Raw genomic sequence first — 24,552 nt, 5'->3', positions numbered from 1 at the left:
GTGGGTCTAGGTAGGGGGGTCAGCGGCCGGCGGCATCCAGCGGCACGGTGGGCTTGCCCTTCATGCAGTACGAGCGGCCGCGGAACACGGCGATCGCTTCGCCGCGCTGGTTGTGCACGTTCACGTCGTACACGCCGGTGCGGCCGGCGAGCGAGACCTCGGTGGCCACGGCCGTGAGGCGGTCGCCCTCGCGTGCGGGTGCCAGGAAGTCGATGGACAGGCCCGAGGCCACGGTCATCTCGTTGCGCGCATTGCACGAGAAGGCAAACGCCGAGTCGGCCAGCGTGGTGATGAAGCCGCCGTGGCAGATGTCGAAGCCATTGAGCATGTCGGCGCGCACCGTCATCTCGAGCGTGGCCTGCCCCGGGCCGATGGACGTGATGGCGATGCCCAGGCCCTGCGTGGCGCGGTCGTTGGCCAGCATGCCGCTGCGCACATGCTCGGCGATGGCCTGGGGTTCGAGCGTGGAAGTGGTGGAATCCATGGGGTACTCAGCGGTCTTTGAACACGGGAGCGCGCTTGCCGATGAAGGCTTCGACGCCCTCGCGGTAGTCGGCGGAAGCCCCCAGCGTGCGCTGCAGTGCAGCCTCGTGCGCCAGGGCCTGGCCGAAGTCCATCTGCGCAGCGGCATCCATGGCTTTGCGCGTGGCCACCAGGGCCTTCACGGGCATGGCGGCCAGGCGCTGGGCCAGGGCCTGGGCCTCGTCCTGCAGGGCCGCGTCGTCCACGCATCGCCAGATCAGGCCCAGGCGCTCGGCATCGGCCGCGGGCAGCTTGTCGCCCAGCAGCGCCAGGCCCAGGGCCTGGGCGCGGCCGACCAGACGTGGCAGCAGCCAGGTGCCGCCGGTGTCGGGCACCAGGCCGATCTTGGTGAAGGCCTGGATGAAGCTGGCCGAGCGCGCGGCCAGCACCACGTCGCAGCCCAGGGCCAGGTTGGCCCCGGCGCCCGCAGCCACTCCGTTGACGGCGGCGATGACCGGGATGGGCATGCTGCGGATGCGCTGGCACAGAGGGCCGTAGAACTTGTCGATCACCTCGCCCAGGTCCTTGGCCGGTGCACCGGGCGTGAGGTCGGGCGCCACGGCGGGGTCGGCCAGGTCCTGGCCGGCGCAGAAGGCCCGGCCCGTGCCCGTGAGTACAACGCAGCGCACCTCGGCGTTGGCCGCAGCGGCATCCAGGGCTGCCAGCAGCTGCGCATGCAAATCGGCGGTGAAGCTGTTCAGCGCGGCCGGCCGGTTGAGCGCCAGTGTTTGCACGGCGCCCGACTGCGTTACGAGGACCAGGGGTTCGGACATGGATGCTCCTGCCTGCCAGGGGTGAGGGAAAGTGGTCTTGACCGATCGTAAACATTATTGACCGACCGTTCGGTAGAGAATAAACTTTCCACAACCCTGATGCAAGTCAAACCCCTCAGGGCAAACCCTAAACGGAGACAAATACATGCCCCTGTTCGATACCCACCGCGCCCTGCTCGACGGTGCCCTTGGCGCCCTGGCCACGCGCGGCCACTGGACGCCCTTCCCCGAAGCGCCCTCGCCCAAGGTCTATGGCGAGACTGGCCAGGCCGATGGCCAGGCGGCGGTGAATGCCCTGCTGGGCAAGGACTTCCCGCTGCAGCAGCCCGGCGAACAGGGCCGTTTGGCCACGGAGCGCTCTCCTTATGGCGTAACGCTCGACGTGCGCTACCCCGATTGCGACGTGCACGCGCTGCTGGCCGCAGCCCAGGCCGCCGAACCGGCCTGGCAGGCGCTGGGTGCACGGGGCCGCGTGGGCGTACTGCTGGAGGCGCTCACGCGCATCCACCGCCGCAGCCACGAGATCGCGCATGCCGTGATGCTGACCACCGGCCAGGGCCCGATGATGGCCTTCCAGGCCGGCGGCCCGCATGCGCAGGACCGCGCGCTCGAAGCTATTGCCTACGCCTGGAAGGCCATGGCCGACGTGCCCGGCGAGGCGCTCTGGGACAAGCCCCAGGGCAAGAACCCCTCACTGGTGATGCAAAAGCACTACGAGATCGTGGGCCGCGGCGTGGCCCTGGTGATCGGTTGCGCCACCTTCCCGACCTGGAACACCTACCCCGGCCTGTTCGCGGCGCTGGCCACGGGCAACCCGGTCATCGTCAAGCCCCACCCCAACGCCGTGCTGCCGGCCGCGATCTCGGTGAACATCCTGCGCGAGGTGCTGGCCGAGCAGGGGCTGGACCCGAACACCGTGACGCTGGCCCTGAGCCCCCGCGCCGAAGACACGCAGGCCTTGGCCACGCACAGCGCGGTGGCCAGCATCGATTTCACGGGCAGCAACCAGTTCGGCCACTGGCTCATCGACAACGCCCGCCAGGCGCGCGTGTATGCCGAGATGGCCGGCGTGAACACCGTCATCATCGAATCCACCGACCAATACGCGGCCCTGCTGCGCAACCTGGCGTTCACACTGTCGCTGTACAGCGGCCAGATGTGCACCACCACGCAGAACATTCTGGTGCCGCGTGGCGGCATTGCCACCGACGATGGGCCCAAGAGCTTCGAGCAGGTGGGCGAAGACCTGGCCGCTGCGGTGACCGAACTGGCCTCGAACCCGCGCGTGGCCACCTCGGTGCTGGGCGCCGTGGGCTCGCCCGAGACCGTGGCGCGCATGCAGCAGGCGAGCAGCCAGGGCCGCCTGGTGCTGGCTTCGCGCGCCCTGCCCCACCCCGAGTTCGCCAGCGCGCAGATCCACACGCCGGTGATCGTGGCGCTGGAGCAGGCCGACAGCGCCATCTACGGCCAGGAATGCTTCGGCCCCGTGTCCTACCTGGTGGCCACCGATTCGGGCGCCGCCAGCCTGCAGGTGGCCGAGGCCACGCTGCGCACGCACGGTGCGCTGACCCTGGGCGTGTACTCCACGGACCGCGCCTACATCGATGCGGCCGTGGCCCTGGGCCGGCGCGCGCGCGTGGCCCTGTCCATCAACCTCACGCAGGGGGTGTTCGTGAACCAGTCGGCCTCGTTCTCGGACTACCACGCCACGGGCGGCAACCCGGCCGCCAACGCCAGCTACACCAACCTGGCCTTCGTGGCCGACCGCTTCGTGATCGTGCAGCGGCGCGAGCATGTGGCTGCGCCGGCCGCGCAGTAAGCGGCTTCAGCGCTGGGGCATGTCCTTGACGGAGTAGCCCAGGCTGACGGTCGCGTCTTCCGGTATGGCCGGCATGGTGGCGTTCCACGCCTCCCATGCCGTGCGCATGGCGGCCAGGCGCCCGGGGTCCACCTGGGCGCGGTTGGCGCGCTCGCGCTCGTCATCGGCCAGGTTGAAGAGGTAGTCGTTGCCGTCCACGCGCAGGTACTTCCACTCGCCTTCGCGCATGGCGCGCTGGCCGCGGTGGTTCATGCGCCAGAACAGCGGGCGCTCGCATTCCCAGTCGGCATCGCGCAGCAATGGCATCAGCGAGGTGCCGTCGAGCGGGTACTTCGCATCGGCGGCCACGCCGGCCGCGTCGAGCATCGTTGCGGACCAGTCCATGGTCATGCAGCTGTGCACGCTCTCGCCGCCCGGCGCGATCACGGCAGGCCAGTGGGCGATCCACGGAACGCGGATGCCGCCCTCGGTCAGGTCCATCTTGCCGCCCACCAGGGGCCAGTTGTCCGAGAAGCGTTCACCGCCGTTGTCGCTGGTGAAGACCACCAGCGTGTCGCGGTCGATGCCGTGGCGGGCCAGCGATTCCATGATGCGGCCGATGCCCTCGTCCATGTGGTGGATCATGCGGCGGTAGGTCTCGATGTTGCCGCCGTGCAGGTGGAACAGGTTGCCGCGCACCTCCTCGGCCAGCGCGGCATCGTCGCGTGTTTCCCAGGGCCAGTGCGGCGCCGTGTAGTGCAGGCTCAGGAAGAACGGCGTGCCCGCCTGGGCGCCCGGCGCCATGCGCTCCACGAAGTCCAGCGCATGGTCGGTGATCAGGTCGGTGAGGTAGCCGTCCTGCTGCGCCTCCTCCTCGCCCAGGTACAGGTCGTGCTGTCCTGCAGAGCTGCAGTGCGTGAAGTAATCCACCCCGCCCGACATGGGGCCGAAGAATTCCTCGTAGCCCGACTGCAGCGGCCCGAAGGCCGGCGGGTAGCCCAGGTGCCACTTGCCCATGAGCGCCGTGCGGTAGCCGCCCGCGCGCAGCAGCGAGGGCAGCGTGGGGTGCGATGGCGGCAGGCCCAGCGTGGTGCTGCCCCGGCTCTTGCTGTTGATGGGCTCCTCGGCCGCGCCGCGCAGCCGGTACTGGTAGCGCGCGGTCATCAGCGCAAAGCGCGTGGGCGAGCACACCGGCGAGTTGGAGTAGCCCTGGGTGAGCTTCAGGCCCTGCGCGGCCAGGCCGTCGAGCACAGGCGAGACCGGGCCGAAGGCGGCCTCGCGCCCGCCGTAGCAGCCCAGGTCGGCATAGCCCAGGTCGTCGGCGACGATGAAGAGGATGTTGGGACGTTGCTGCTGCATGGCGATCAGGGCTTGAAGCCGGAGCGCTGCACCACGGGTGCCCATTGCGCACGGTAGGCCTTGAGCATGGCCTCGGTCTGCGCCATGGTGCTGGCCACGGGCTCCATCTTGGCGGCCTCGAACTTGCGGCGGGTGTCGGGGTCCTTCATCACTTCGTATATCAGGCCGGACAGGCGCTCTGCCTGGGCCTTGGGCATGCTCATCGGCGCGAAGAAGGTGTTCCAGCCCGTGGCGGCCAAGTCCATGCCGCCTTCCTTGAAGGTCGGGATCTTGGGGTCCAGCGGGCTGCGCTTGGCGCTCGATACCGCGAGGATGCGGATCTTGCCTGCCTCGTGCTGGGGCAGCAGGGTGTCGAAGGTGTCGAAGGCCACGGGCACCTGGCCACCGATCAGGTCGTTGAGCAGGGGCGCCGAGCCGCGGTAGCCGATCACCTCGGCATTGACCTTGGCGGCATCGCCCACCATGAGGCCGAAGAAGTGCGGCAGGCTGCCGGTGGCGGGCACGCCGAAGTTGGCCTTGTCGGGGTTGGCACGCAGCCAGGCGATCAGGTGTGGCAGCTCGCGCACGGGCACGGCGCTGGAGACGGCCACGCCGAACTCGTAGCTGTTGACGTGGCTCACGGGGCGGAAGTCGCGCTCGGCGTCATAGCCCGCATCGGGGAAGACCAGCGGCGCCACCAGCATCACGGCCGGGTTGGCCAGCAGCAGCGCGGGCTGGTTGGCCGGCGCGCTCTTGACGGCCTGGGCCGAGAGGCGGCCACCGGCGCCGGTACGGTTCTCCACGATCACGGGCGAACCGAGCTTGGTCTGCAGCTTGTCGGCCACGATGCGGGCGACCCTGTCGCTGGAGCCGCCGGGCGCATAGCCGACGATGATGCGCAACGGGGCCTCCTGCGCATGGGCGACCAGGCTGGCCGACAGCGCGAGCGCGGCGGTGAATACTACGGAGGCAAGGGGTTTCCACATGGCGACGCTCCCGAATAACGATAGACGAAATGGCGCACTGTATCGGGCCCACAATGGATTGATCTAAACAACCATTGCCCGGACATACCCTCATGCCCGCACCCGCCACCCCTCCCCGGCTGGCCGACCCAGAAGCGGCCCAACACCTCCTGATGTACCGCCTGAACCGTCTTCTGGCCGTGGCCGGCAGCCTGGTGGTGCGCCTGTGCGAGGGCGGCTACGGCATCACGCGCCGCGAGTGGGGCCTGTTGATGTGGCTGGCCGAGCGCCCGGGCATGCCGCCGGCCGAGCTGGCCCTGCGCCTGGGGCTGGACCGTGCGCGCACTTCGCGCGCCATCACCTCGCTGCTGGCCAAGAAACTCATCACCCGCGATGCCATGCCGGGCGACCGGCGCCAGGCCGTGCTTTCGCTCACCCCGGCGGGCCTGGCGGTGCACGATGCGCTGTTTCCGCAGATCAAGGCGCTCAACCAGGGCCTGCTGGCCGGGCTGGATGCGGGCGCGGTCGAGGCGCTGGATGCCAGCCTGGCCCACCTGCAGCGCCAGGCCGAGGCCCTGGTGGCCACCCGCACCGATGTGCCGCGCACCTACCGGCTCAGGGGCGGGCGGCACATCGAGTAGGCCAATTCATTGGCCGATGTACAGGCAATCAAAGGGTTGTGCCACGCCAAAGGCGGCTGGTAACGCTATCCTGTGGCCACAGGTGCAGCGCGCACCTCCTCTCTACATATAAGAATCCACTCCGCATCCATGTCCACATCCACCTCGCTCTGGAGCCCCCTGCGCCAACCTGCATTCAGGGGCCTGTGGCTGTGCGGCGGGGTGTTCTTCATCGGCAGCGGCATGCAGACCATGGCGGCCGCCTGGCTGATGGTGGAGCTCACGGGCTCCTCTTTCCTGGCCGCGCTGGTGCAGACCGCGGTGTTCATGCCCATGTTCCTGCTGGCCCTGCCAGCGGGTGTGCTGGCCGACACCACGGATCGGCGCCGGCTGATCTCCGGCGCGCTGCTGGCGCAGATCGGCGCCTGCAGCCTGCTGGCCCTGCTGGTGCTGATGGGCTGGGGCGGGCCGGCCTCAGTGCTGTTCCTGGTGTTCGTGTGCGGCTGCTGCACAGCCGTGCTCACGCCGGCCTGGAACTCCTCGGTCATCGACCCGGTGCCGCGCGAGGAATGGCCGCAGGCCATCACCGCCGTGAGCATCGCCTACAACGCAGCGCGCGCCGTGGGCCCCACGCTGGCCGGGCTGGTGTTCGCACAGCTGGGGGCTAGCTGGGTGTTCGCCGTGGCGGCGTGCACCACCGTGGTGATGTGGGAATCCATCCGCCGCTGGCCCCCGCGCCCGCATGCCCCGACGCGGCTGCCGGCCGAGCGCCTGTGGGGCGGCACCCTGAGCGGCCTGCGCTTTGCCTGGCATTCGCGCATGATCCTGGCGCAGCTGGTGCGCGTGATGGCGTACAGCGCGGCGGGCTCGGCCCTCTGGGCGCTGCTGCCCGTGATCGCTCAGCGCCAGCTGGGCACGGGCGCCCAGGGCTTCGGGCTGCTCATGGGCTGCCTGGGCACCGGCGCCGTGGCGGTGGGCCTGGTCATCGGCAAGCTGCGCGCCCGTTTCAGCCTGGATGCCATCGTCAACGTGGCCTGCCTGGTGTTTGCCGGGGCGATGCTGGTGGCCGCGTTCTCGCACACCGCCTGGGTGGTGTACCTGGCCATGGTGCTGGGGGGCGCGGCCTGGATGTCGGCCATGTCCACCTTCAACACCGCTACCCAGGCCAGTGCCCCGCCCTGGGTGCGCTCGCGTGCGGTGGCCATGCACATGGTGGCGGCGCTGGGCGCCTTCGCCATGGGCTCGGCCTTCTGGGGTGCGGCCTCGGACATCGTGGGCCTCGCGCCCACCCTCTGCGTTGCTGCCGCCATCATGGGCGCCGGCCTGCTGCTGGCACGCCCCATGCCGCTGCGCATGGGTGCCCTGCACGAGGTGACGCAGGCAACCCCCTGGGATGAACTCTTCATCGAGGCCGAGCCCCTGCCCGAGGCCGGCCCGGTGGCCGTGGAGGTGGGCTACCGCATCGCGCCGGGCAACGACGCCGACTTCCTCGATACCATCAGCCGCATGAAGGCGCCGCGCCGGCGCGACGGCGCCACCTTCTGGCGCGTGTACAAGGACCTGGGCGAGCCCTCGCGCTATGTGGAGCGCTTCATCGTCGAGTCATGGGCCGACTACCTGCACCAGCGCGCCCGCGCCACCATGGCCGACCAGGCACTGGAGACCGAGGTGCGCGCCTACCTGGCGCCCGGCGAAGTGGCACGCATGTCGCATTACATCGCTGAACGGTAGCCTTCCACGCGCCCTGCGACAATCGGGGGATGAGCTTCGCCCCCCTCTCCAACGACACCTTCCTGCGCGCCTGCCGCCGCCAGGCCACCGATTACACCCCCCTGTGGCTGATGCGCCAGGCGGGCCGCTACCTGCCCGAGTACAAGGCCACCCGCGCCAAGGCCGGCAGCTTCATGGGCCTGGCCACCAATGTGGACTACGCGACGGAGGTGACGCTGCAGCCTTTGGCCCGCTTCCCGCTCGACGCGGCCATCCTGTTCAGCGACATCCTCACCGTGCCCGACGCCATGGGCCTGGGCCTGTCGTTCGCCGAGGGCGAGGGCCCCCGCTTTGCAAGGCAAGTGCGTGACGAAGCCGCCGTGGCCGCGCTGGCTGTGCCCGACATGGACAAGCTGCGCTATGTGTTCGACGCCGTCACCAGCATCCGCAAGGCACTGAACGGCCGCGTGCCGCTGATCGGTTTTTCAGGCAGCCCCTGGACGCTGGCCTGCTACATGGTCGAGGGCAAGGGCAGCGACGACTACCGCATGGTCAAGAGCCTGATGTACGCCCGCCCTGACCTGATGCACCGCATCCTGGCCACCAATGCCGATGCCGTGGCCGCCTATCTGAATGCACAGATCGACGCGGGAGCCCAGGCGGTGATGATTTTCGACAGCTGGGGTGGTGTTCTGGCCGACGGCGCCTTCCAGGAGTTCAGCCTGGCCTACACGGCGCGTGTGCTGGCGCAGCTCAAACGTACCGGCGTGGACGGTACGGACGTGCCGCGCCTGGTCTTCACCAAAGGCGGCGCCCTGTGGCTGGAAAACATGAAGCCGCTGGACTGCGAGGTGCTGGGCCTGGACTGGACGGCGAACCTGGCGCGCGCGCGTGCCCTGGTGGGGGGCGCCGTGGGCGGCCCGGGCAAGGCGCTGCAGGGCAATATCGACCCCAATGTGCTGTTTGCCCCGCCCGAGCAGATCGCCGTGCAGGCGCGCCGGGTGCTCGACAGCTTTGGCACGCCGCACACCGACCGCAGCAGCACCGGGCCCACGCACATCTTCAACCTGGGGCATGGCATCAGCCAGTTCACCCCGCCCGAGCATGTGGCGGCGCTGGTCGAGACCGTGCACCAGTATTCCCGCAGCCAGCGCGCAGGCTAAAAAAACCGCCCTCCAGCGCCAGGAATAGCCTGGGTTGTGCACACCAGCGGTGCATCTGCGAAAAAATCAATCGGGCCGTCTGCGTGACGGCCCTTTTTTTTCGCACTGCTGCAAGTGCTTGATTTGTATAGGTATTCACCGGGTGCACTTTTGCTGGGCAATCTACCGAAAGCACGGTTTTGCAAGGGTCGGCGGGCCAAACACCGGGGATATCAACAAAGTTATCCACAGAATTTCTGGATTTCTTGTGAAAACCCCGTGAAATCAAGCACTTGCAGCCGAAATGACATAAAACACTGGATATCGCCCCGCAGCACTAGCATAAAAACCAGGGCCAACCGCCCCTTGACGAACCGGGCCCACTGCACTTATGCACACAAAACGTGATGCGGCGCAGCAAAAGCCGCAGGCGTTGCCCTAGCACAAGAAAGCGCTGTAAAAATTCTCAGATGATTGATTCATATGGATTTTTTGACCCTGCCACTTTGACAGGCATTCTGTTGGAGCCCAGCACCCATGCGGCTTGCGGAGCCATGGAGACAGGATGTCAACAAAGTTATCCACAAAATCCTGGGATGACTTGGCAGAGTGCGGCGGAACCGACGGCCGGGTGATCCGCTCCGCCCCTGCGCCTGCACCGTGGGGTGCACCGGCCGAAAATGCAGCTGGCCCCCCCGGGCCCACTGATTTGGGTAAAAAAACGGTCAGAAAAGCCATCCCAGCACCAGGAATAGCCAGGGTTGTGCACACCGACAGCCCATCCTTGAAAAATTCTATCGCGCGGTTTCCACGGCAGCACTTTATTTTCACCATGTCGCAAGTGCTTGATTTGTATAGGCATCCACCGGTTGCACTTTTGGCAGGCAACCTAGCGAAAGCGCGGTCCTTCAAGGGCTGGCGGTCTGCGCACGGGAGATATCAACAAAGTTATCCACAGATTTCCTGAACTTCTCGGGAAACCCTTGATAAATCAAGCACTTGCGTGCGATATCGCAGAAATCAGTGGACATCTCGCCTTGCCGGCTAGCACAGAACGCACGCCCAATGTCCTCTTGACGAACCTAGCCAACTGCACTTATGCACACAAAACGTGATGCGGCGCAGCAAAAATTGGGTTGATGCCGCTAACACAAAAAATCGCCCAAAAAATCTTCAGATGATTGATTCATATGGATTTTTTGGCGCTGCCGGATTAACAGGCAATCTGTTCAGGCCCAGTATCCATGCGGCCTGTGCCGTGGTGAAGACAGGATGTCAACAAAGTTATCCACAGAATTGTGGGATGACTGGAAAAACGCAGCGCGATCATGCACTTGGCGCCCACATCGCCACAGGACATGAACTAGCGCACGCAAGCTGCGCAGGCCGCCCCGTGCGTCCGGCGACCTGGAGGATTCGCGTACGATTCCCGGTTGCCTTGCCGCTCCTGCGCGGTCGCCGCCCACCCCTGATTCCTTGACCTTGCCCCCCACCACCACCACCACCATCGTCCATGTGGCCCTGCACGCGCCCTCGCACAGCGGCGTGGGGGAGCTGCTGAGCTACGCCAGCCCCGAGGCCCTGCCGCCGGGCACGCTGGTGCGGGTGCCATTTGGCACGCGCGAGGTGCTGGGCGTGGTCTGGGACAGCGACGAAGCCACGGGCGAGCTGCCCGAGGGCGCCACCATGCGCGCCGTTGCCGGGGTGCTGGCCGGCGTGGCGCCGCTCGATGCACCCTGGCGCCGCCTGGTGGGGTTTGCGGCACGCTACTACCAGCGCTCGCTGGGCGAGGTGGCCCTGGCGGCCCTGCCGCCGCAGCTGCGCGACCTGGGACCGGAGCAACTGGCCCGGCGCCTGCGCCGCCCGGCCGCGCCCGTGGGTGACACCAGCCAGGACCTGCCCACCGTGGCCCTGACGCCCGAGCAGGAAAGCGCGCGCGCGCAGATCGCCGCCGAAAAAGGCCCGTTCGTGCTGTTCGGCAGCACCGGCAGCGGCAAGACCGAGGTCTACCTGCGCTGCGTGCAGGAGGTGCTGGACGCCGACCCCAGCACCCAGGCCCTGGTGATGGTGCCCGAGATCAACCTCACCCCCCAGCTCGAAGAGCGCTTCACCGCCCGTTTCGCGCCCCGTTTCGGCGCCCAGGCCGTGGTCTCGCTGCACAGCGGCATGACCAACCCGCAGCGCCTCAAGAGCTGGCTGGCCGCGCACAGCGGCACTGCGCGCATCGTGCTGGGCACGCGCATGGCGGTGTTCGCCAGCCTGCCCGGGCTGCGCCTGATCATCGTGGACGAGGAGCATGACCCGAGCTACAAGCAGCAGGAAGGTGCCCGCTACTCCGCACGCGACCTGGCCATATGGCGCGGGCGCGAGCAGGGAGCCAAGGTGCTGCTGGGTTCGGCCACGCCCTCACTGGAAAGCTGGTACGCCAGCCGCCCGCCTACGCCCGAAGACCCGGAGGGCGGCCGCTACCTGCGCCTGCACATGCCCAGCCGCATCGGCGCGGGCCAACTGCCGCGCGTGCGCCGGGTGGACATGAACCAGCAGCCCCGGCGCGCCGTGTTCACCGCCCCCTTGCTGGCCGCCATCACCGAGCGGGTGCAGCGCGGTGAGCAGAGCATGATTTTGCTCAACCGCCGCGGCTACGCCCCCGTGCTGCACTGCGCCGACTGCGGCTGGAAGAGCGACTGCCCCCACTGCAGCGCGCACCAGGTGTTCCACAAGACCGACCGCACCCTGCGCTGCCACCACTGCGGTTACACCGTGCGCGTGCCGCGCCACTGCCCTACCTGCGGTAGCCCCGACATCTTGTCCATGGGCCGGGGCACCGAGCAGCTGGAGGAGCAACTGGGCGGCCTGCTGTCCGAGGTGCTGCGCCCCGACGGCTCGCCCGCGCGCATCGCCCGCATCGACGCCGACACCACCAAGGCCAAGGGCGCACTCGAGAGCCAGCTGGCGCAGGTGCACTCGGGCGAGGTCGACGTGCTGGTGGGCACGCAGATGATCGCCAAGGGCCACGACTTTCGCCGCATCACCCTGGTGGCGGCGGTGCAGCCCGACGGCGCGCTGTTCTCCAGCGACTTTCGTGCGGCCGAGCGCCTGTTCGCCCTGCTGATGCAGGCCGGCGGGCGCGCCGGGCGCGACGCGGCCTACATGGCCGCCCAGGGCGGAGCCCCCTGCGAGATGTGGGTACAGAGCTTTCACCCCCAGCACGCGGTGTTCGAGGCGCTGCGCACGCACGACTACCCGGCCTTCGCCGCCCAGCAGCTCCAGGAGCGCCAGGAGGCGGGCATGCCGCCCTTCGCCTACCAGGCCCTGGTGCGCGCCGACGCCCGCACTCAGGAAGTGGCCCAGGGCTTCCTGACCGCCGCCAGTGCCGCCGCCCGGGAGCATGGCCTGCCGGGGCTGGACCATGTCACCCTGTACCCGCCGGTGCCGCTGACCATCCAGCGCATCGCCAACGTGGAGCGTGCCCAGATGCTGCTGGAAAGCCCGAGTCGGGCCGCCCTGCAGCGTTTTCTGGCCACCTGGCAGCCGGTGATGCAGGCAACGCGCAGCGATGCGGCCCACAAGGGGCTGATCCGCTGGCTGGTGGATGTGGACCCTCTGGCTATTTGATGCCCCCTGAGGCGCTTCGCGCCTTCCACCTCAGGAGGACGCCCCCAGCGCGGCGGGGCGGCCCTTGCGCGGGGGCACTGGCCTGGACTACCCCGCTTCATGGACCACAGGTGGCACCCGACACATTGACCCCCGGTACGATCAACCCCAAGCCCCTCCATTAACAGGAACTCGTCTTTGTTACGCGCCCCGGCACAAGCCCACCCATGCAGGGGGTGCCCCGGGAAAGGCGAACAAACTACAATGCCGGGTGGTGCCAGAACGCCCCCAGCCCGTGGCTGGACGGGTCGCGCAGCGCCCATGCCACAGGCCTCGGGCTGCTGGCAAACCCCTTTTCACCCCAAGTCCCCCGTGCCGAACCGGCCATTCCCATAGCAACTATGAGCAGTCTCCCCATCGGCACCGATGACGCCGGCAACCAGGAAGCAGAGCTTCTGGCCCAGTTCGCGCGCAACCTGAAGGTGCCGCTGCTCAACACCATGACGCATGCGCTGCAGGACGTGGCCCCCATCGAGGGGCTGTCGCCGGCCTTCCTGCGTTCCAACTCTCTGCTACCTTTCTCGGTGTCGGACGAGGTGGTGCACATCGCCTCCAGCGTGCCGGTGCAACTGGCGGCGCTGGATGCCCTGAAGCAGTTCTTCAGCGTGCCGACGCGCCTGCACCTGGCGCCACGCATGTGGATCCACTCTGGCCTGGACCAGATCTACCGGCCCGAAAACGCCAACCTCGCCGCCTTCGATGACGAGAACGCCTCGGGCTCCGACAACCAGGACGACGACCTCGAAACCCTGAAGGCCCTGGCCGAAGACGCCCCCGTGGTGCGCCTGGTGCAGTCGCTGCTGCTGCGCGCGGTGGAAAGCCGGGCGTCGGATTTGCACCTGGAAGTCTCGCAGCAGAAGTTTCGCGTGCGCTACCGCATCGACGGCGTGCTGTTCGACGCCGAATCGCCCCCCCGGCGCATGTACATGGCGTCCATCTCGCACCTGAAGCTGCGCGCCAAGATGAACATCGCCGAGCGCCGCCTGCCCCAGGACGGCCGCATGAAGATGGAAGTCGGCGGCCGCCAGATCGACATGCGCGTCTCCACCGTGCCCACGGTGTACGGCGAAAGCATGGTCATCCGCCTGCTGGACCAGGGCCCCGGCATGATGGGCATGGACTCGCTCGGCCTGAACGCCGAGGCGCTGGCCATGCTGGAGGCCGCCATCGTGCAGCCGCACGGCATGATCCTCGTGACCGGCCCCACCGGCAGCGGCAAGACCAGCACGCTGTACGCCTCGCTGGGCAAGGTGAACCTGCCGGGCAACAAGATCATCACTGTGGAAGACCCGGTCGAGTACCAGATCGACGGTATCAACCAGATCCAGGTCAAGTCGCAGATCGACCTGACGTTTGCGAGCGCGCTGCGCTCCATCGTGCGGCAGGACCCGGACATCATCATGGTCGGCGAAATCCGCGACCGCGAAACGGCCGAGATCTCGATCCAGTCCGCCCTCACGGGCCACCTGGTGTTCTCGACCCTGCACACCAACGATTCGTTCGGCGCACCCCACCGGCTCATGGAGATGGGGGTGGAGAGCTACCTCATCGCCTCCTCGGTGGTGCTCATCGTGGCACAGCGCCTGGTGCGCATGATCTGCCCGCACTGCCGGGAGGGCACCACGCCCACCTCGGCCGACCTCTTGTTCCTGGCCGAAGAAGGCGTGCAGGCGCACCAGGTGACCGAGCTGTTCCACGGCAAGGGCTGCCACCACTGCGGCCAGTCGGGCTACATCGGACGCACGGGCATCTATGAAATGCTGCCCATGACCACGGCGATCAAGGAAGCCATCATCCAGAAGCTGGCCGCCGAAGGCGTGCGCCGCAAGGCCATCGAGCAGGGTGTGCGCACCATGCGCGCCGACGGCATCAGCAAGGTGCTGGCCGGCGTGACCACGCTGGAAGAGCTGGCGCGCGTCACCCGCCAGGAGATGACGTGAGACCCCGCCCCAGTGCAGCGGGCGCCAGCCAGCCGCCCCTGGCCGATGCCGGCAGCCCGCTGCCTGCCGACACCGCCCAGCACCTGCCGCTCGCGGCCGACGCGAAGCCGGCCGCGTCCGGCATCTCCTGGACGGCCTCGCTCGGCGGCGGCAGCAAGCGCGTAGGCATCAAGCATGTGCTGGCCATGACGGAGCAACTGCTTACTTTGCTCGATGCCGGCCTGCCGCTGGACCGGGCGCTGCACATCTGCCAGAGCAGCATCGAGCAACCCTTCTTTCGCGGCGTGATGCAGGCCGTGGTGGTCGATGTGGAAAAAGGCAATTCGCTGGGCGATGCCTTCATGCGCCACCCCTCGGTGTTCCCGCGCCTGTACGTGAACATGGTGCGCGCGGGCGAGGAAGGCGGCGTGCTGCCCGTGGTGATGCAGCGGCTGGTGGAGTTCTATACACGCAGCATCGAGTTCCGCTCGTTCCTGGTCACCTCGTCCATCTACCCGGTGCTGCTGTTCTTCTTCGGCGTCAGCGCACTGCTCGGGCTCACGGTGTTCGTGCTGCCCAAATTCGGCCAGATCTTCACCGACATGCACCAGGAGCTGCCCATGGCGGCGGCCGTGCTGATCGGCACCGGCGAGTTCCTGAAGACCTACGGCCTGTACATCCTGGCGGTGATCGCGCTGGCCCTCACCGGCTTCGTGATGGCCCTGCGCGACGAGAAATGGCGCGAGCGCTGGCAACTGCTGCTGCTGCGCATGCCCGTGCTCGGCCCCCTGCTGCTCAAGATCCAGCTGGCCCATGTGTGCCGCACCTGGGGAACTCTATTGGCCAGCGGGGTTCCGATACTCACCGGCATGCGCATCGTGCGCGAGCTGACCGAGCACATCCCCCTGCGAAAGGCACTCGACCGGCTGGTGCGTGCCGTGCAGGAAGGCAAGGGCGTATCGGGCCCGGTCCGGGCGGACCCGTTCTTTCCCCGCCTGCTGGGCCAGCTGGCCGCGGTGGGCGAGGAATCGGGTGCGCTCGATGCCATGCTCGTGAAGGTGGCCGACCAGTATGAGAAAGACATCCAGAAGGCCACCCGCAACCTGGTGGCGCTGTTCGAGCCCATGATGATCCTGCTGATGGGCGGGCTGATCGGCACCATCGTGGTGTCGATGCTGACCGCCATCTTCTCGATCAACGACATGCCCCTGTGAATGAACAAGTGAAGTAGCAAGTAGGTTTTTTCAATGCATATCCCCTTCCAGATCCCTTCCCGCAAGCCCTCGCTGCGCCGCGCCGGCGGCTTCACGCTGATCGAGTTGCTGATCGTCATGGTCATCCTGGGCCTGCTGGCCTCGCTGGTCGGCCCACGCCTGTTCGGCCAGCTCGACGCCTCCAAGGTCAAGGCCGCGCGCACCCAGATCGAAATGCTGGGCGCCGCCATGGACACCTACCGCCTGGACATGTCGCGCTACCCGAACACCGACCAGGGCATCGCCGCCCTGTCGGACAAGCCGGCCGACGCGGCCGAGGCCGCCCGCTGGCGCGGCCCCTACCTCAAGAAGAAGGTGGACAAGGACCCCTGGGGCAACAGCTACGTCTACCGTTCGCCTGGCGAAAAGAGCGACTACGAGATCTCGTCCCTGGGCGCCGACGGCAAGGAAGGCGGCACGGGCGACGACGCCGACATCCGCAGCTGGGAATAAGCCATCCCGGAGCCAGTGCGGTTGCGCATGAAGAAAATAGTGCCCCCGCGCTCCGCCGCTGCGCGGGTCGCTGCCCCCCGAGGGGGTGGCTTTTCGCCTTGGGGCGGCCCGGCGGCGAAAGCATCCGCCGGTTTCACGCTGCTAGAACTGCTGCTGGTGCTGGTGCTCGTGGGCATCGGCACGGGCCTGGCCATGGTCTCGGTGGACCAGTTGGCCGGCCGCGCCGAGGAGCGCCGTTGGCTCGACCGCACGCAGCAGGAGCTCAAGCGCCTGCGCAACCGGGCCGTGCTCAGCGGCGCATCGGTCGAGGCCACGCTGTACTTCGACTCGGGGCGCATCGCCACAGCAGCCGGCAATGTGCTGGAGCTGCCCGGCAGCTACCGCTTCGTCGCCAGCCCCGACACCCGCCCGCGCACGGCTGCCACGGCCACCCGTGCCGAAGACGAAACATTGCAACTCCTGTTCTACCCCGATGGCACCGCACAGGAGGCGGCCTTCCTCGTGCGCACCCCCTCGGGCGTGCAGCAGCAGTTCCGCATGGCCCGCATCAGCGGGCGCATTGAAAGAAAAGATGCCGCGCCGACAGAGCAGTAAGCCCTTGCCGGCCCGGCCACGCCCCATGCAGCAGCAGCTCGGCTTCACGCTGCTGGAGGTGCTGGTGGCCATGGTGCTGATCGGCTTTGGCCTGGCGATCGCGTTCACCGCGATCTCGGGCACGGCGCGTCTGGACGACAAGATCAACGGCCACACGGCCGCCATGGCACTGGCCCAGGCCAAGCTTGACGAAGCGCTGGCGAGCCCCACCTTCAGCGTCGCCGACGACGCCGTGGACCAGGGCTATGCGGGCACCGATTTCGGCTACCGCATCCACCTGCGCCCGTTCGAGGCGCTCACGCGCGCCCAGCAGGAGCGGATTCCCGCCTTCCGGCAAAAGCTCGAAGAGGTGGAGGTCGAGGTCTTCTGGGGCCCCAAGGGCAACCAGCAGGTCTACCGGCTGAACAGCTACCGCCTGGCACCGCCCCCGCCGGGCGAGCGCGCGGCAGGCGGCGCGGCCCCCACGTCGTCGACCCCGCAGAACCCGCAAAACCCCGTGCGGCCCACGCCATGAGGAGCCAGCGCAGCCATCCCCTTGCAGGCACCCAGACCGGCTTTACGCTGCTGGAGTTGATGGTGGCGCTCGCCATCTCGGCCGTGGTGGCGGTGATCGGCGCATCGGCCATGTCCACCGCGCTCGACTTCTATGGTCGCAACAACGACCGCGCCCGCTCGCGCGAAGAAGTGCGCGGCGCCGAGCGCATCCTGCGCCATGAATGGACCACCCGTGGCATCGCCGTCAAGGGCAGCGCCACCACGCTGGAGTTCGACACCCTGCACCCGGTGATGGGCACGCCCGGGGCGGCTCCGGCCATTGCGCGTGTGGAATACGCCTGCGAAACCGCCGAAGGCGGCGGCACCATGGTGCTGGTGCACCGGGTCAAGACGCTGGCTGTGGCCACCACCAACAACAGGCAACCGGCCCCGACGCTGCTGGACACCAGCGTGCTGGCCTCGGGCCTGCGCATGTGCGCCTTCTCGTACCTGACCCGCATGCCCAACCGCGAAGGCAAGCCCATCCCGACCTGGCTGGCCAAGTGGGAACAACTGCGCCAGCCACCGGACCTGCTGCGCCTGGGGCTGTCGGGCGTGCGCGACGACATGCCGGCCCTGGTGTACAGCGCACGCGGCGAGGCGACTGCACCATGACCCCGCGCACCCTGCAACACATCAGGCACCTGCAGCGCCGCACCGGCCATGGCGCGGCCGAGCGCGGCTACATCCTGCTGTTTGCGCTGGGCCTGATGGCCGTGGTGACCACGGTGGTGCTGGGCGTCTCGGTCTCGCTGCGCCTGGACGCCCAGTTGCTCGCCCGCGAAAAAGAAGCACTGCAGGAAGGCTATGTGCTGCAGTCGGCCGCCGCGTACACCGCCCTGCAGCTGGGCGTTGCCTCGGCCGTGGCGGGCACCAACCCGCCCTTGCCCGAAGAAGTGCGCCGCAACTGGCCGCTTTGGCGCCTGCCCGAACCGGGTGCGCCGCCCGCCGCTGCACCGGGCACGGCCCCCTCATCCCGCGGCACGGCGGCAGCGGCCGCTGCCGGCACCACGCCCACGGCTCGCTACGAAGCCACGCTGGGCCGCCAGCCCTTCACGGCCGAGTTGCAGGACGCCAGCGGCCTGCCCGACGCCAACGACCTTACCGCACAGGAGTGGGAGCGGCTGTTTGCGCTGCTGGGCACGGCCCCGGAGCGTGCCCGCGAGCTGGCGCTGCTGACCATGGAGTTCAAGAACCGGGTGATGGATGCGCGCGGAACGACCGGATTTTCAAGCATGCGAGAATTGACGGATTGGAACGAGATACCGCGCTCCCTGGTGCGGGGCGGCACGACCCAGGTTCCCGTGGGTTTGCAGGACCTGCTGGTGGTAGGCACCAAGAACCGCAAGGTGCGGCTGGACACCACGCCCGTCGTGCTGCTGCGGACCCTGGGCAATCTCACGGACGACCACCTGCAGCGGCTGGCCACCATGCGCCGCTCGGGCACCCCCATCACGGCAGCGCTGGCCCAGCAGTGGACCGCCGGCACGGGCCTGATCGCGGCTGACATGGCGGGCCCGCCCACGGCCGCCAAGGCGCGGTTGCGCCTTGGGGGGCCCCGGCCCACGGGTGCGACCCTGGTGGCGACCCTGGTCCAGCAGGGTGGAAAGTACAGCGTGGTGGACTCCGTTGTCGATGTAAGCGCCCGCTGACCATTGCCGGCCCCGGGACCGACCGAACACCCGAAGGCAGCCCGAAAAGAACACCTCGATCAGATTGAAACCTCAACCGATGCGCAATTTTTCCCCCTCAGCCGGCTGGCGCCACCAGCTCGTGCTCTCCCTCTCACCGCACAGCCTGTGCATCCTGCATTTCTACCGCGGGCTGCTGGGCTGGAAGCGTGCGCATGAGCTCTCGGTGCCCCTGCCCGAGGGAGACGGGTTTTCGTCGCAACTGCAGCAGCAACTGGCCGACTGCGTGACGCGCTGGAAGATCCCGCCAGCCACGCGCACGCACTGGGTGCTGGCCGGTGACATCCTGGGCATCGTGCCGCCCAGCACGCAGGGCGCAGGCGCGCCGCCCTCGCTGCCCTTCCCGGCGAGCGACACGCGCACGCAGGTGGACGCCTTCGGCGGCGCCGAGGGCACCTCGCTGATGTGGATGCACAAGGACTGGGTGACCGAGATCGAGCGCATCAGCAGCGCCTGCCGCCTCGACCTGGTGGAGCTGTACGCCCGCGCCCAGCTGTTCCAGCGCATGGCGGCCAAACAACCCGCCTCGCTGCGCGCCGTGGTCGAGGCCGATGCCTCGGACCAGTACCTGCATGTGTACGGCGCCAACGGCACCATGCTGCGCACCCGCGTGCTTGACGCGGGCGACACCAACGAACACCTGGCCCAGACCCTGCAGGTGGAACTGGCCGCCCTGGGCGCGCCGGCCTACACCGCACCCGGCCGCCCGGTGCAACTGACCACGCCCAAGGGCTACGCCGCCGAGCCGCAGACCTGGGCCGACTACCAGCACCACGTACTGCCCGCGGCCTCCCACAGCGACCTGCTCGAAAAACTCTGGCGCTCGGACCAGGGCGGCATCATCGTGCGCCACACGCACAACGACATGGTGCAGGCGCTCAAGGTGCTCAGCGTGGGGCTGGGCGCCGCCGGCCTGGCGGGCCTGGCGCTCATGGTTTGGCACGACGGGCGCCTGGTGCGCCAGATCGAGGAAGGCCGCGACCGCGTGCGCAAGGACCTGCCCAAGGTCGAGGCAGCCAAGCTGCTCAAGGCCCGCACGCTGCGCATGGCCGACGCGGTCCAGGCCGTCAACACGGCGCGCGAAGCACCCTCCGCATTGGGCCCGTTCTCGCAATTGGTTGCGTATTTCCCGCCGCCTCCGGCCACTTTGCAGTACTTCAGCTCCGACAATGGCGTGGTCGCGCTGGCGGGCCAGGGCAATGAAGCGAGCGTGAAATGGCTGCAGGAGCGGCCGCTCGCAGGCTTTGGCGCCTGGACCGACTTCCCCGTGCCCGAATACCTGGCCGCCAGCACCCCGCAGATCCACCTGCAGTCGCGCAAGGAAGCGCCCAAACCCATTGTTCCCGCACCGGCACAGCCACCCGCATCGGGGGCCTCCCAACCATGATGAAGCGCGATCTCAAGCGGGTGCATGCCGCCCACGGCATCAAGTACTTTGCCTTTCCCGTCGTTGTGCTGCTGCTGATTGCCGCACTCGTGGACCAGCGCCTCACGGGCTACCTGGAGCACCGCGAGCAGGCCAGCGACCTGCAGACCCTGTTGGAAAGCAACCAGAACACCCTGGACCTGGACAAGAAGGTGCAGGCCAACGCCGAACAGGTGGGCGGCAGCTACACGCCCGTGCAGGCGCAGCTGTTCGTGGCCAATGACATCACCGACTCCGTCAACGCCATGCAGCAGCAGGTGACCAAGCTGCTGCAGGGGCTGTACTTCGACAACATCGACCTTTCGGACTTTTCGGATGCACCCAAGGGCAGCATCTCGCGCATGTCCCTCACGGCGCGCTTCAACGGCGTGCCCCAGCAGTTGCCGCGCCTGCAGATCGCCCTGGCGCAGTCGCCCACCCTGCTGGTCATGGACAAGGTCGAGATCAAGGTGGTGGACGACACCCAGCGTGGCGGTCAGCAACTGCACATCGTGGCCCGGTTTTCCGGCCTGCACATGAAGCCGCTGCCCGAGGCCGCCGCCCCTGCTGCGCCTGCAGCCGCTGCCCGAAAATAAATCGAAACCCAGCCGAACTGCTGAATTTCAGAGACTGCAATGAAAAAATCCATTCCTCCCATGCTGCGCAAACTGACCGCTGTGAGCATGCTCCTGCCCACACTGGCGGCCACGCAACTGGCGATGGCCCAGCAGGCACCGATCAACCCCTTCACCGGCCAGCCCATGCCTGCAGTGCCCAGCGGCAGCGGTACCCCCGTGCCCGGAGGCTTCAGCCTGCCCGGCATCACCATGCAGCCCCCGCAGGCGGGCGGTGCTGCTGCACCGGCCGCAACACCGGCAACGGCCCCTGCCGCCACGCCCGGTGCGGCAGCACCTGCCATGCCGGCCCCCATGGCCATGCCCGCCTCTGGAGTCGCCACAGCGCCTGCGGGCGGCAACCCCGGCGCGGTGCTGTCCAACACGCCCAACCCGGGCGTGACGCTCAAGTTCGACAATGCCGACATCTACGAAGTGATCCAGGTCGTGCTCGGCGAAGTGCTCAAGCTCGACTATGTGATCGACCCCACCGTGCAGGGCCGCGTCACGCTCAAGAGCACCGGCGCCATCAGCATGGCCGACATCTACAGCACGCTGGAGACGGCGCTCGCGGCAAGCAACATCTCCATCGTGCGCCAGGGCAAGGTCTACAAGGTGCTGCGCGACACCAATGCCGTGCGCGACAGCGGCATCGGCCAGGGCGTGGGCCCGGCCTCGTCGGTGATGCAGATCATTCCGCTGCAGTTCGTGCAGGCCAACCAGCTGGCCAACACCCTGCGCGGTTTCGTCGGCGCGCAGGCGGCCATCACCAACGACCCGTCCAACCGCTACCTCATCGTGGTCGACCGTGCGGCCAACGTCGAGAAGATCGTGGAGATGGTCAAGACCCTGGACTCCGACTACGTGAGCCAGGTGCAGATCAAGCTGTTCCCGCTGGCGCACAGCGAAGCGGCCGACGTGGCCAAGGAGCTTGACGCCATCTTCAAGACCTCGGGCATCTTCAACAAGGCCGGCACCGACGCCAATAAGACCTACTTCCTGCCCGTGGCGCGCATGAATGCGGTGATGGTGGCTGCTGCGAATCCGGCCCTGCTGCAGACGGCAGAGCAGTGGATCAAGACGCTGGACGCCGAGCCGCGCAATGGGCTGGGTTCGTTCGTGCATGTGTATCCGGTGGCCAATGGCAATGCGGCGAATCTGGCGAGCTTGGTGACGCAGATTTTTGGCGGGTCTGCTCCTACGCAGAACAATGCGAATACCGGCGCTTCGGGGTTGCCATCAGCATCAGGAACGGCCTTCGGTTCGGCTACGGGTGCAACCGGTAGCAGCACCGGCCTGGCAGGTGCAGCCGCCGGTGGCACCAACAACCAGAACAACAGCTCCGCAGCGCGAACCATCGAACGGGGCAACACGCCTTCGCAAGGCACAACGGGCACCGCCCCTGGCTTGGGTGGCTCGGTGCAGGTGATTGCCGACACCGAAACCAACACCCTAATCGTTCGCGCATCGCCACAGGACTACCAGCAAGTGCGGAAAGTGCTGGAACGACTGGATGCATCGCCGCGTCAGGTCTTGGTACAAGTGATGGTTGCCGAAGTCACCTTGACTGATGCATTGCAATACGGCGTGGAGTGGTGGATAAAATCTGCTTTGAGCACCGGAGGCAAAAGCTGGCCGGGCTTCTTTGGACTTGACGGCTCCCCTACTCCTTCAGCGGCAGGTGCGGTTTCCATTGCTGGCGCAACGCCGACAGTTACCGGTACCGGCTCTGGCCTGAATTACGCTGTTTTTGGCAGCGCTGGTCAAGTGATTGGTCTGCTCAACGTGCTCGCAAAAGACACCAACGTGAACGTGATGTCCACGCCACACGTGTTGGCGAGCGATGGAAAGATCGCCAAGATCGAGGTGGGCCGTGAAGTTCCAATCGTCACCCAAACTGTATCCACGCCTAGCAGCAGCTTGCTCGGCACTTCGAATTCCACCTCCAACTCCGTGCAATACCGCCCCACCGGCATCCTGTTGGAAGTCAAACCAAGCATTACATCCACAGGACGCATCACACTCAGCATCTCGCAAGAAGTGAGCAATCTGGGTGACCCGGTCAGGGCGGGCGGGGTCGACTATCCGAGCTTCCAGAAGCGCAAAGTCACGACGGATGCGACGATTGAAGATGGCAAAACCATCATGCTTGCCGGCCTGATTGAGCAGAGGCTTGAGAACACTGGCAACGGAATTCCTGTGCTCAAGGACATTCCAATGGTTGGTGGGTTATTCGGAAATACGAGCAAGAGCAAGAACAAGACTGAACTGCTGATCACGATTACCCCCTATATCATCAACAATCGTGAAGAGGCAGATCGTTTGGCGGGCAGCTTTCAGGAGAGCCTGCAAAAGCTCCGCGTGATGCTGCAGGACAAAGACAATGCGGGGATGGCTCCCAACCTAGGCCGCGACGCACCCGTACGCAGCCAGCAAAAACCTGCTGCCCTGCCAGCACCGCAGATCCAGAACAGCGAAGCCTTCGTCAACTGATCCCGCTGGTACCAAAAGCAAAACAGCCCACTTCGGTGGGCTGTTTTGCTTTGCAGGCCCTCAGGTCAACAAGGCCACCGCCCCTGAAAAGCTCAAAAACGCCAGCGCCGTAGACACCAGAATGATCCGCGCCACGCGCCCGTTGTTGGCGCCAAAGCGCTCGGCCAGCAGCGACACGTTGCTGGCGCTGGGCAGGGCCGCCACCAGCACCAGCACGGTAAGTGCAAACGGCGTGAGCGGCACGCCCATGGCCATGGCTACCGTGCCAGCGCCCCAGACCAGCACCGGGTGCACCAGCAGCTTGGCCAGTGCCACCGGCACGTACTCGCGCGCGGGCACCTGCTCGTGCTGGTTCATCTGCGAGCGGGCCAGCACCGCGCCGATGGTGAACAGTGCCACGGGCGAAGCCGCATCGGCCAGCATGGCCACGGTGCGGTCCACCGGGCCGGGGAGCTTGAAGCTGAGCGCCGATGCCAGCGCACCGAGGGCGATGGACCAGGGCATGGGATTCGCCACCATGCCCTTGAAGGCATTGCGCAGCGCCACGCCCACGCCATGCGTGCCCGCGCCGTCCAGGCGCGAGAGGGCGATGCACAGCGAGCTGGTGACCAGCATGTCCACCGCAATGGTCACGATGGCGGGCCCCGCGGCCTGCGCACCCAGCAGCGCCACCAGCAGCGGCACGCCCATGAAGCCGGTGTTGGGGAACGCAGCCACCAGCGCGCCGAAGGCCGCGTCGTTCCAGCCGATGCGCCCGCGGCGCGTGAACGCCACCGTTCCCACCACCATGACCAGCGCGCACAGCACATAGACACCGGCCACGGCCGGATCGAGCAGTTGCGCAATGGGCGTGCTGGCGCCAAAGCGGTACAGCATGCAGGGCAGCGCGAAGAACAGCACGAAGGCGTTGAGCCCCGGAATGGCCGGCTGCGGCAGCACGCCCCGCCGTGCGGCCAGGTAGCCACACAGCACCAGGGCAAAGAAGGGGAAGGTGATGAGAAGGACGGAGAGCACGGAAGATATTGTCGGGCGGCCCGGGGCATGCCGAACTGCACCGTCAGCGCAGAGTCAGGC

General features: G+C 67.4%; 20 protein-coding genes. 15 read left to right on the top strand and 5 right to left on the bottom strand.

The window, feature by feature from the left end; all coding sequences use genetic code 11:
* Positions 1–19: 19 nt before the first annotated feature.
* Entirely contained in the window at positions 20–484 is a 465-nt protein-coding gene (paaI, locus tag ACSQ9E_RS31975) for a hydroxyphenylacetyl-CoA thioesterase PaaI (protein ID WP_179683236.1), read from the bottom strand.
* Positions 485–491: 7 nt separating this feature from the next.
* Positions 492–1,295, bottom strand: coding sequence for an enoyl-CoA hydratase-related protein (locus tag ACSQ9E_RS31970; RefSeq protein ID WP_436220112.1), 804 nt, complete (start codon positions 1,293–1,295; stop codon positions 492–494).
* A gap of 145 nt (positions 1,296–1,440) precedes the next feature.
* Here ACSQ9E_RS31970 and paaN point away from each other — a divergent pair, with 145 nt between their 5' ends.
* Positions 1,441–3,114: a phenylacetic acid degradation protein PaaN gene (gene paaN / locus ACSQ9E_RS31965; protein ID WP_179683234.1), complete on the top strand. Its 1,674-nt coding sequence runs from the start codon at positions 1,441–1,443 to the stop codon at positions 3,112–3,114.
* Between the two features lie 6 nt (positions 3,115–3,120).
* Here paaN and ACSQ9E_RS31960 read toward each other — a convergent pair whose 3' ends face one another.
* Both ACSQ9E_RS31960 and ACSQ9E_RS31955 read right to left on the bottom strand, forming a co-directional pair.
* Positions 3,121–4,452 (bottom strand): sulfatase family protein, encoded by a 1,332-nt coding sequence (locus tag ACSQ9E_RS31960; RefSeq protein WP_436220111.1) that lies wholly within the window; start codon positions 4,450–4,452, stop codon positions 3,121–3,123.
* Between the two features lie 5 nt (positions 4,453–4,457).
* Entirely contained in the window at positions 4,458–5,417 is a 960-nt protein-coding gene (locus ACSQ9E_RS31955; RefSeq protein ID WP_179683232.1) for a tripartite tricarboxylate transporter substrate-binding protein, read from the bottom strand.
* A 92-nt stretch (positions 5,418–5,509) separates the two neighbouring features.
* Here ACSQ9E_RS31955 and ACSQ9E_RS31950 point away from each other — a divergent pair, with 92 nt between their 5' ends.
* The 14 genes from ACSQ9E_RS31950 (at position 5,510) to gspD (ending at position 23,478) form a co-directional block, all read left to right on the top strand.
* Positions 5,510–6,037 (top strand): MarR family transcriptional regulator, encoded by a 528-nt coding sequence (locus ACSQ9E_RS31950; RefSeq protein WP_179683231.1) that lies wholly within the window; start codon positions 5,510–5,512, stop codon positions 6,035–6,037.
* A gap of 129 nt (positions 6,038–6,166) precedes the next feature.
* Positions 6,167–7,747, top strand: a complete 1,581-nt coding sequence (locus ACSQ9E_RS31945) for an MFS transporter (RefSeq protein ID WP_436220110.1) — start codon at positions 6,167–6,169, stop codon at positions 7,745–7,747.
* A gap of 29 nt (positions 7,748–7,776) precedes the next feature.
* Entirely contained in the window at positions 7,777–8,889 is a 1,113-nt protein-coding gene (hemE, locus tag ACSQ9E_RS31940; protein ID WP_179683229.1) for a uroporphyrinogen decarboxylase, read from the top strand.
* A gap of 1,455 nt (positions 8,890–10,344) precedes the next feature.
* Positions 10,345–12,483, top strand: coding sequence for a replication restart helicase PriA (gene priA, locus ACSQ9E_RS31935; protein ID WP_436220109.1), 2,139 nt, complete (start codon positions 10,345–10,347; stop codon positions 12,481–12,483).
* 380 nt (positions 12,484–12,863) lie between these two features.
* Positions 12,864–14,462: a GspE/PulE family protein gene (locus tag ACSQ9E_RS31930; RefSeq protein WP_436220108.1), complete on the top strand. Its 1,599-nt coding sequence runs from the start codon at positions 12,864–12,866 to the stop codon at positions 14,460–14,462.
* On the top strand, positions 14,459–15,655 hold the full coding sequence (locus ACSQ9E_RS31925; protein ID WP_436220107.1) for a type II secretion system F family protein: 1,197 nt from the start codon (positions 14,459–14,461) through the stop codon (positions 15,653–15,655). The genes ACSQ9E_RS31930 and ACSQ9E_RS31925 overlap by 4 nt, the downstream gene beginning before the upstream one ends.
* Before the next feature lie 33 nt (positions 15,656–15,688).
* The gene (gene gspG / locus ACSQ9E_RS31920) at positions 15,689–16,147 is read left to right on the top strand and encodes a type II secretion system major pseudopilin GspG (RefSeq protein WP_057204025.1); all 459 of its coding nucleotides are present in this window, start codon (positions 15,689–15,691) and stop codon (positions 16,145–16,147) included.
* A gap of 39 nt (positions 16,148–16,186) precedes the next feature.
* Complete coding sequence (locus ACSQ9E_RS31915) at positions 16,187–16,741, top strand: prepilin-type N-terminal cleavage/methylation domain-containing protein (protein WP_057268605.1); 555 nt, start codon at positions 16,187–16,189, stop codon at positions 16,739–16,741.
* 25 nt (positions 16,742–16,766) lie between these two features.
* Positions 16,767–17,255 (top strand): type IV pilus modification PilV family protein, encoded by a 489-nt coding sequence (locus ACSQ9E_RS31910; RefSeq protein WP_436220106.1) that lies wholly within the window; start codon positions 16,767–16,769, stop codon positions 17,253–17,255.
* Entirely contained in the window at positions 17,252–17,890 is a 639-nt protein-coding gene (locus tag ACSQ9E_RS31905) for a PulJ/GspJ family protein (RefSeq protein WP_436220105.1), read from the top strand. Before ACSQ9E_RS31910 ends, ACSQ9E_RS31905 begins: the two co-directional genes overlap by 4 nt.
* Positions 17,887–18,927, top strand: a complete 1,041-nt coding sequence (locus ACSQ9E_RS31900; protein ID WP_436220104.1) for a hypothetical protein — start codon at positions 17,887–17,889, stop codon at positions 18,925–18,927. The genes ACSQ9E_RS31905 and ACSQ9E_RS31900 overlap by 4 nt, the downstream gene beginning before the upstream one ends.
* A gap of 79 nt (positions 18,928–19,006) precedes the next feature.
* A complete protein-coding gene (locus ACSQ9E_RS31895; RefSeq protein ID WP_436220103.1) occupies positions 19,007–20,353 on the top strand; it encodes a hypothetical protein in 1,347 nt (448 codons plus the stop codon).
* Positions 20,350–20,967 (top strand): hypothetical protein, encoded by a 618-nt coding sequence (locus ACSQ9E_RS31890; RefSeq protein WP_157422090.1) that lies wholly within the window; start codon positions 20,350–20,352, stop codon positions 20,965–20,967. The genes ACSQ9E_RS31895 and ACSQ9E_RS31890 overlap by 4 nt, the downstream gene beginning before the upstream one ends.
* 39 nt (positions 20,968–21,006) lie before the next feature.
* The gene (gene gspD / locus ACSQ9E_RS31885; RefSeq protein WP_436220102.1) at positions 21,007–23,478 is read left to right on the top strand and encodes a type II secretion system secretin GspD; all 2,472 of its coding nucleotides are present in this window, start codon (positions 21,007–21,009) and stop codon (positions 23,476–23,478) included.
* Between the two features lie 60 nt (positions 23,479–23,538).
* Here gspD and ACSQ9E_RS31880 read toward each other — a convergent pair whose 3' ends face one another.
* Positions 23,539–24,492 (bottom strand): AEC family transporter, encoded by a 954-nt coding sequence (locus ACSQ9E_RS31880; RefSeq protein ID WP_057268598.1) that lies wholly within the window; start codon positions 24,490–24,492, stop codon positions 23,539–23,541.
* Positions 24,493–24,552 lie beyond the last annotated feature (60 nt).

It is taken from the genome of Acidovorax sp. LjRoot118 (assembly GCF_964253575.1).
GTDB lineage: Bacteria > Pseudomonadota > Gammaproteobacteria > Burkholderiales > Burkholderiaceae_C > Acidovorax.
Note: the sequence above shows the minus strand (reverse complement) of the source record. Positions and strands in the feature narration are given on the sequence as shown.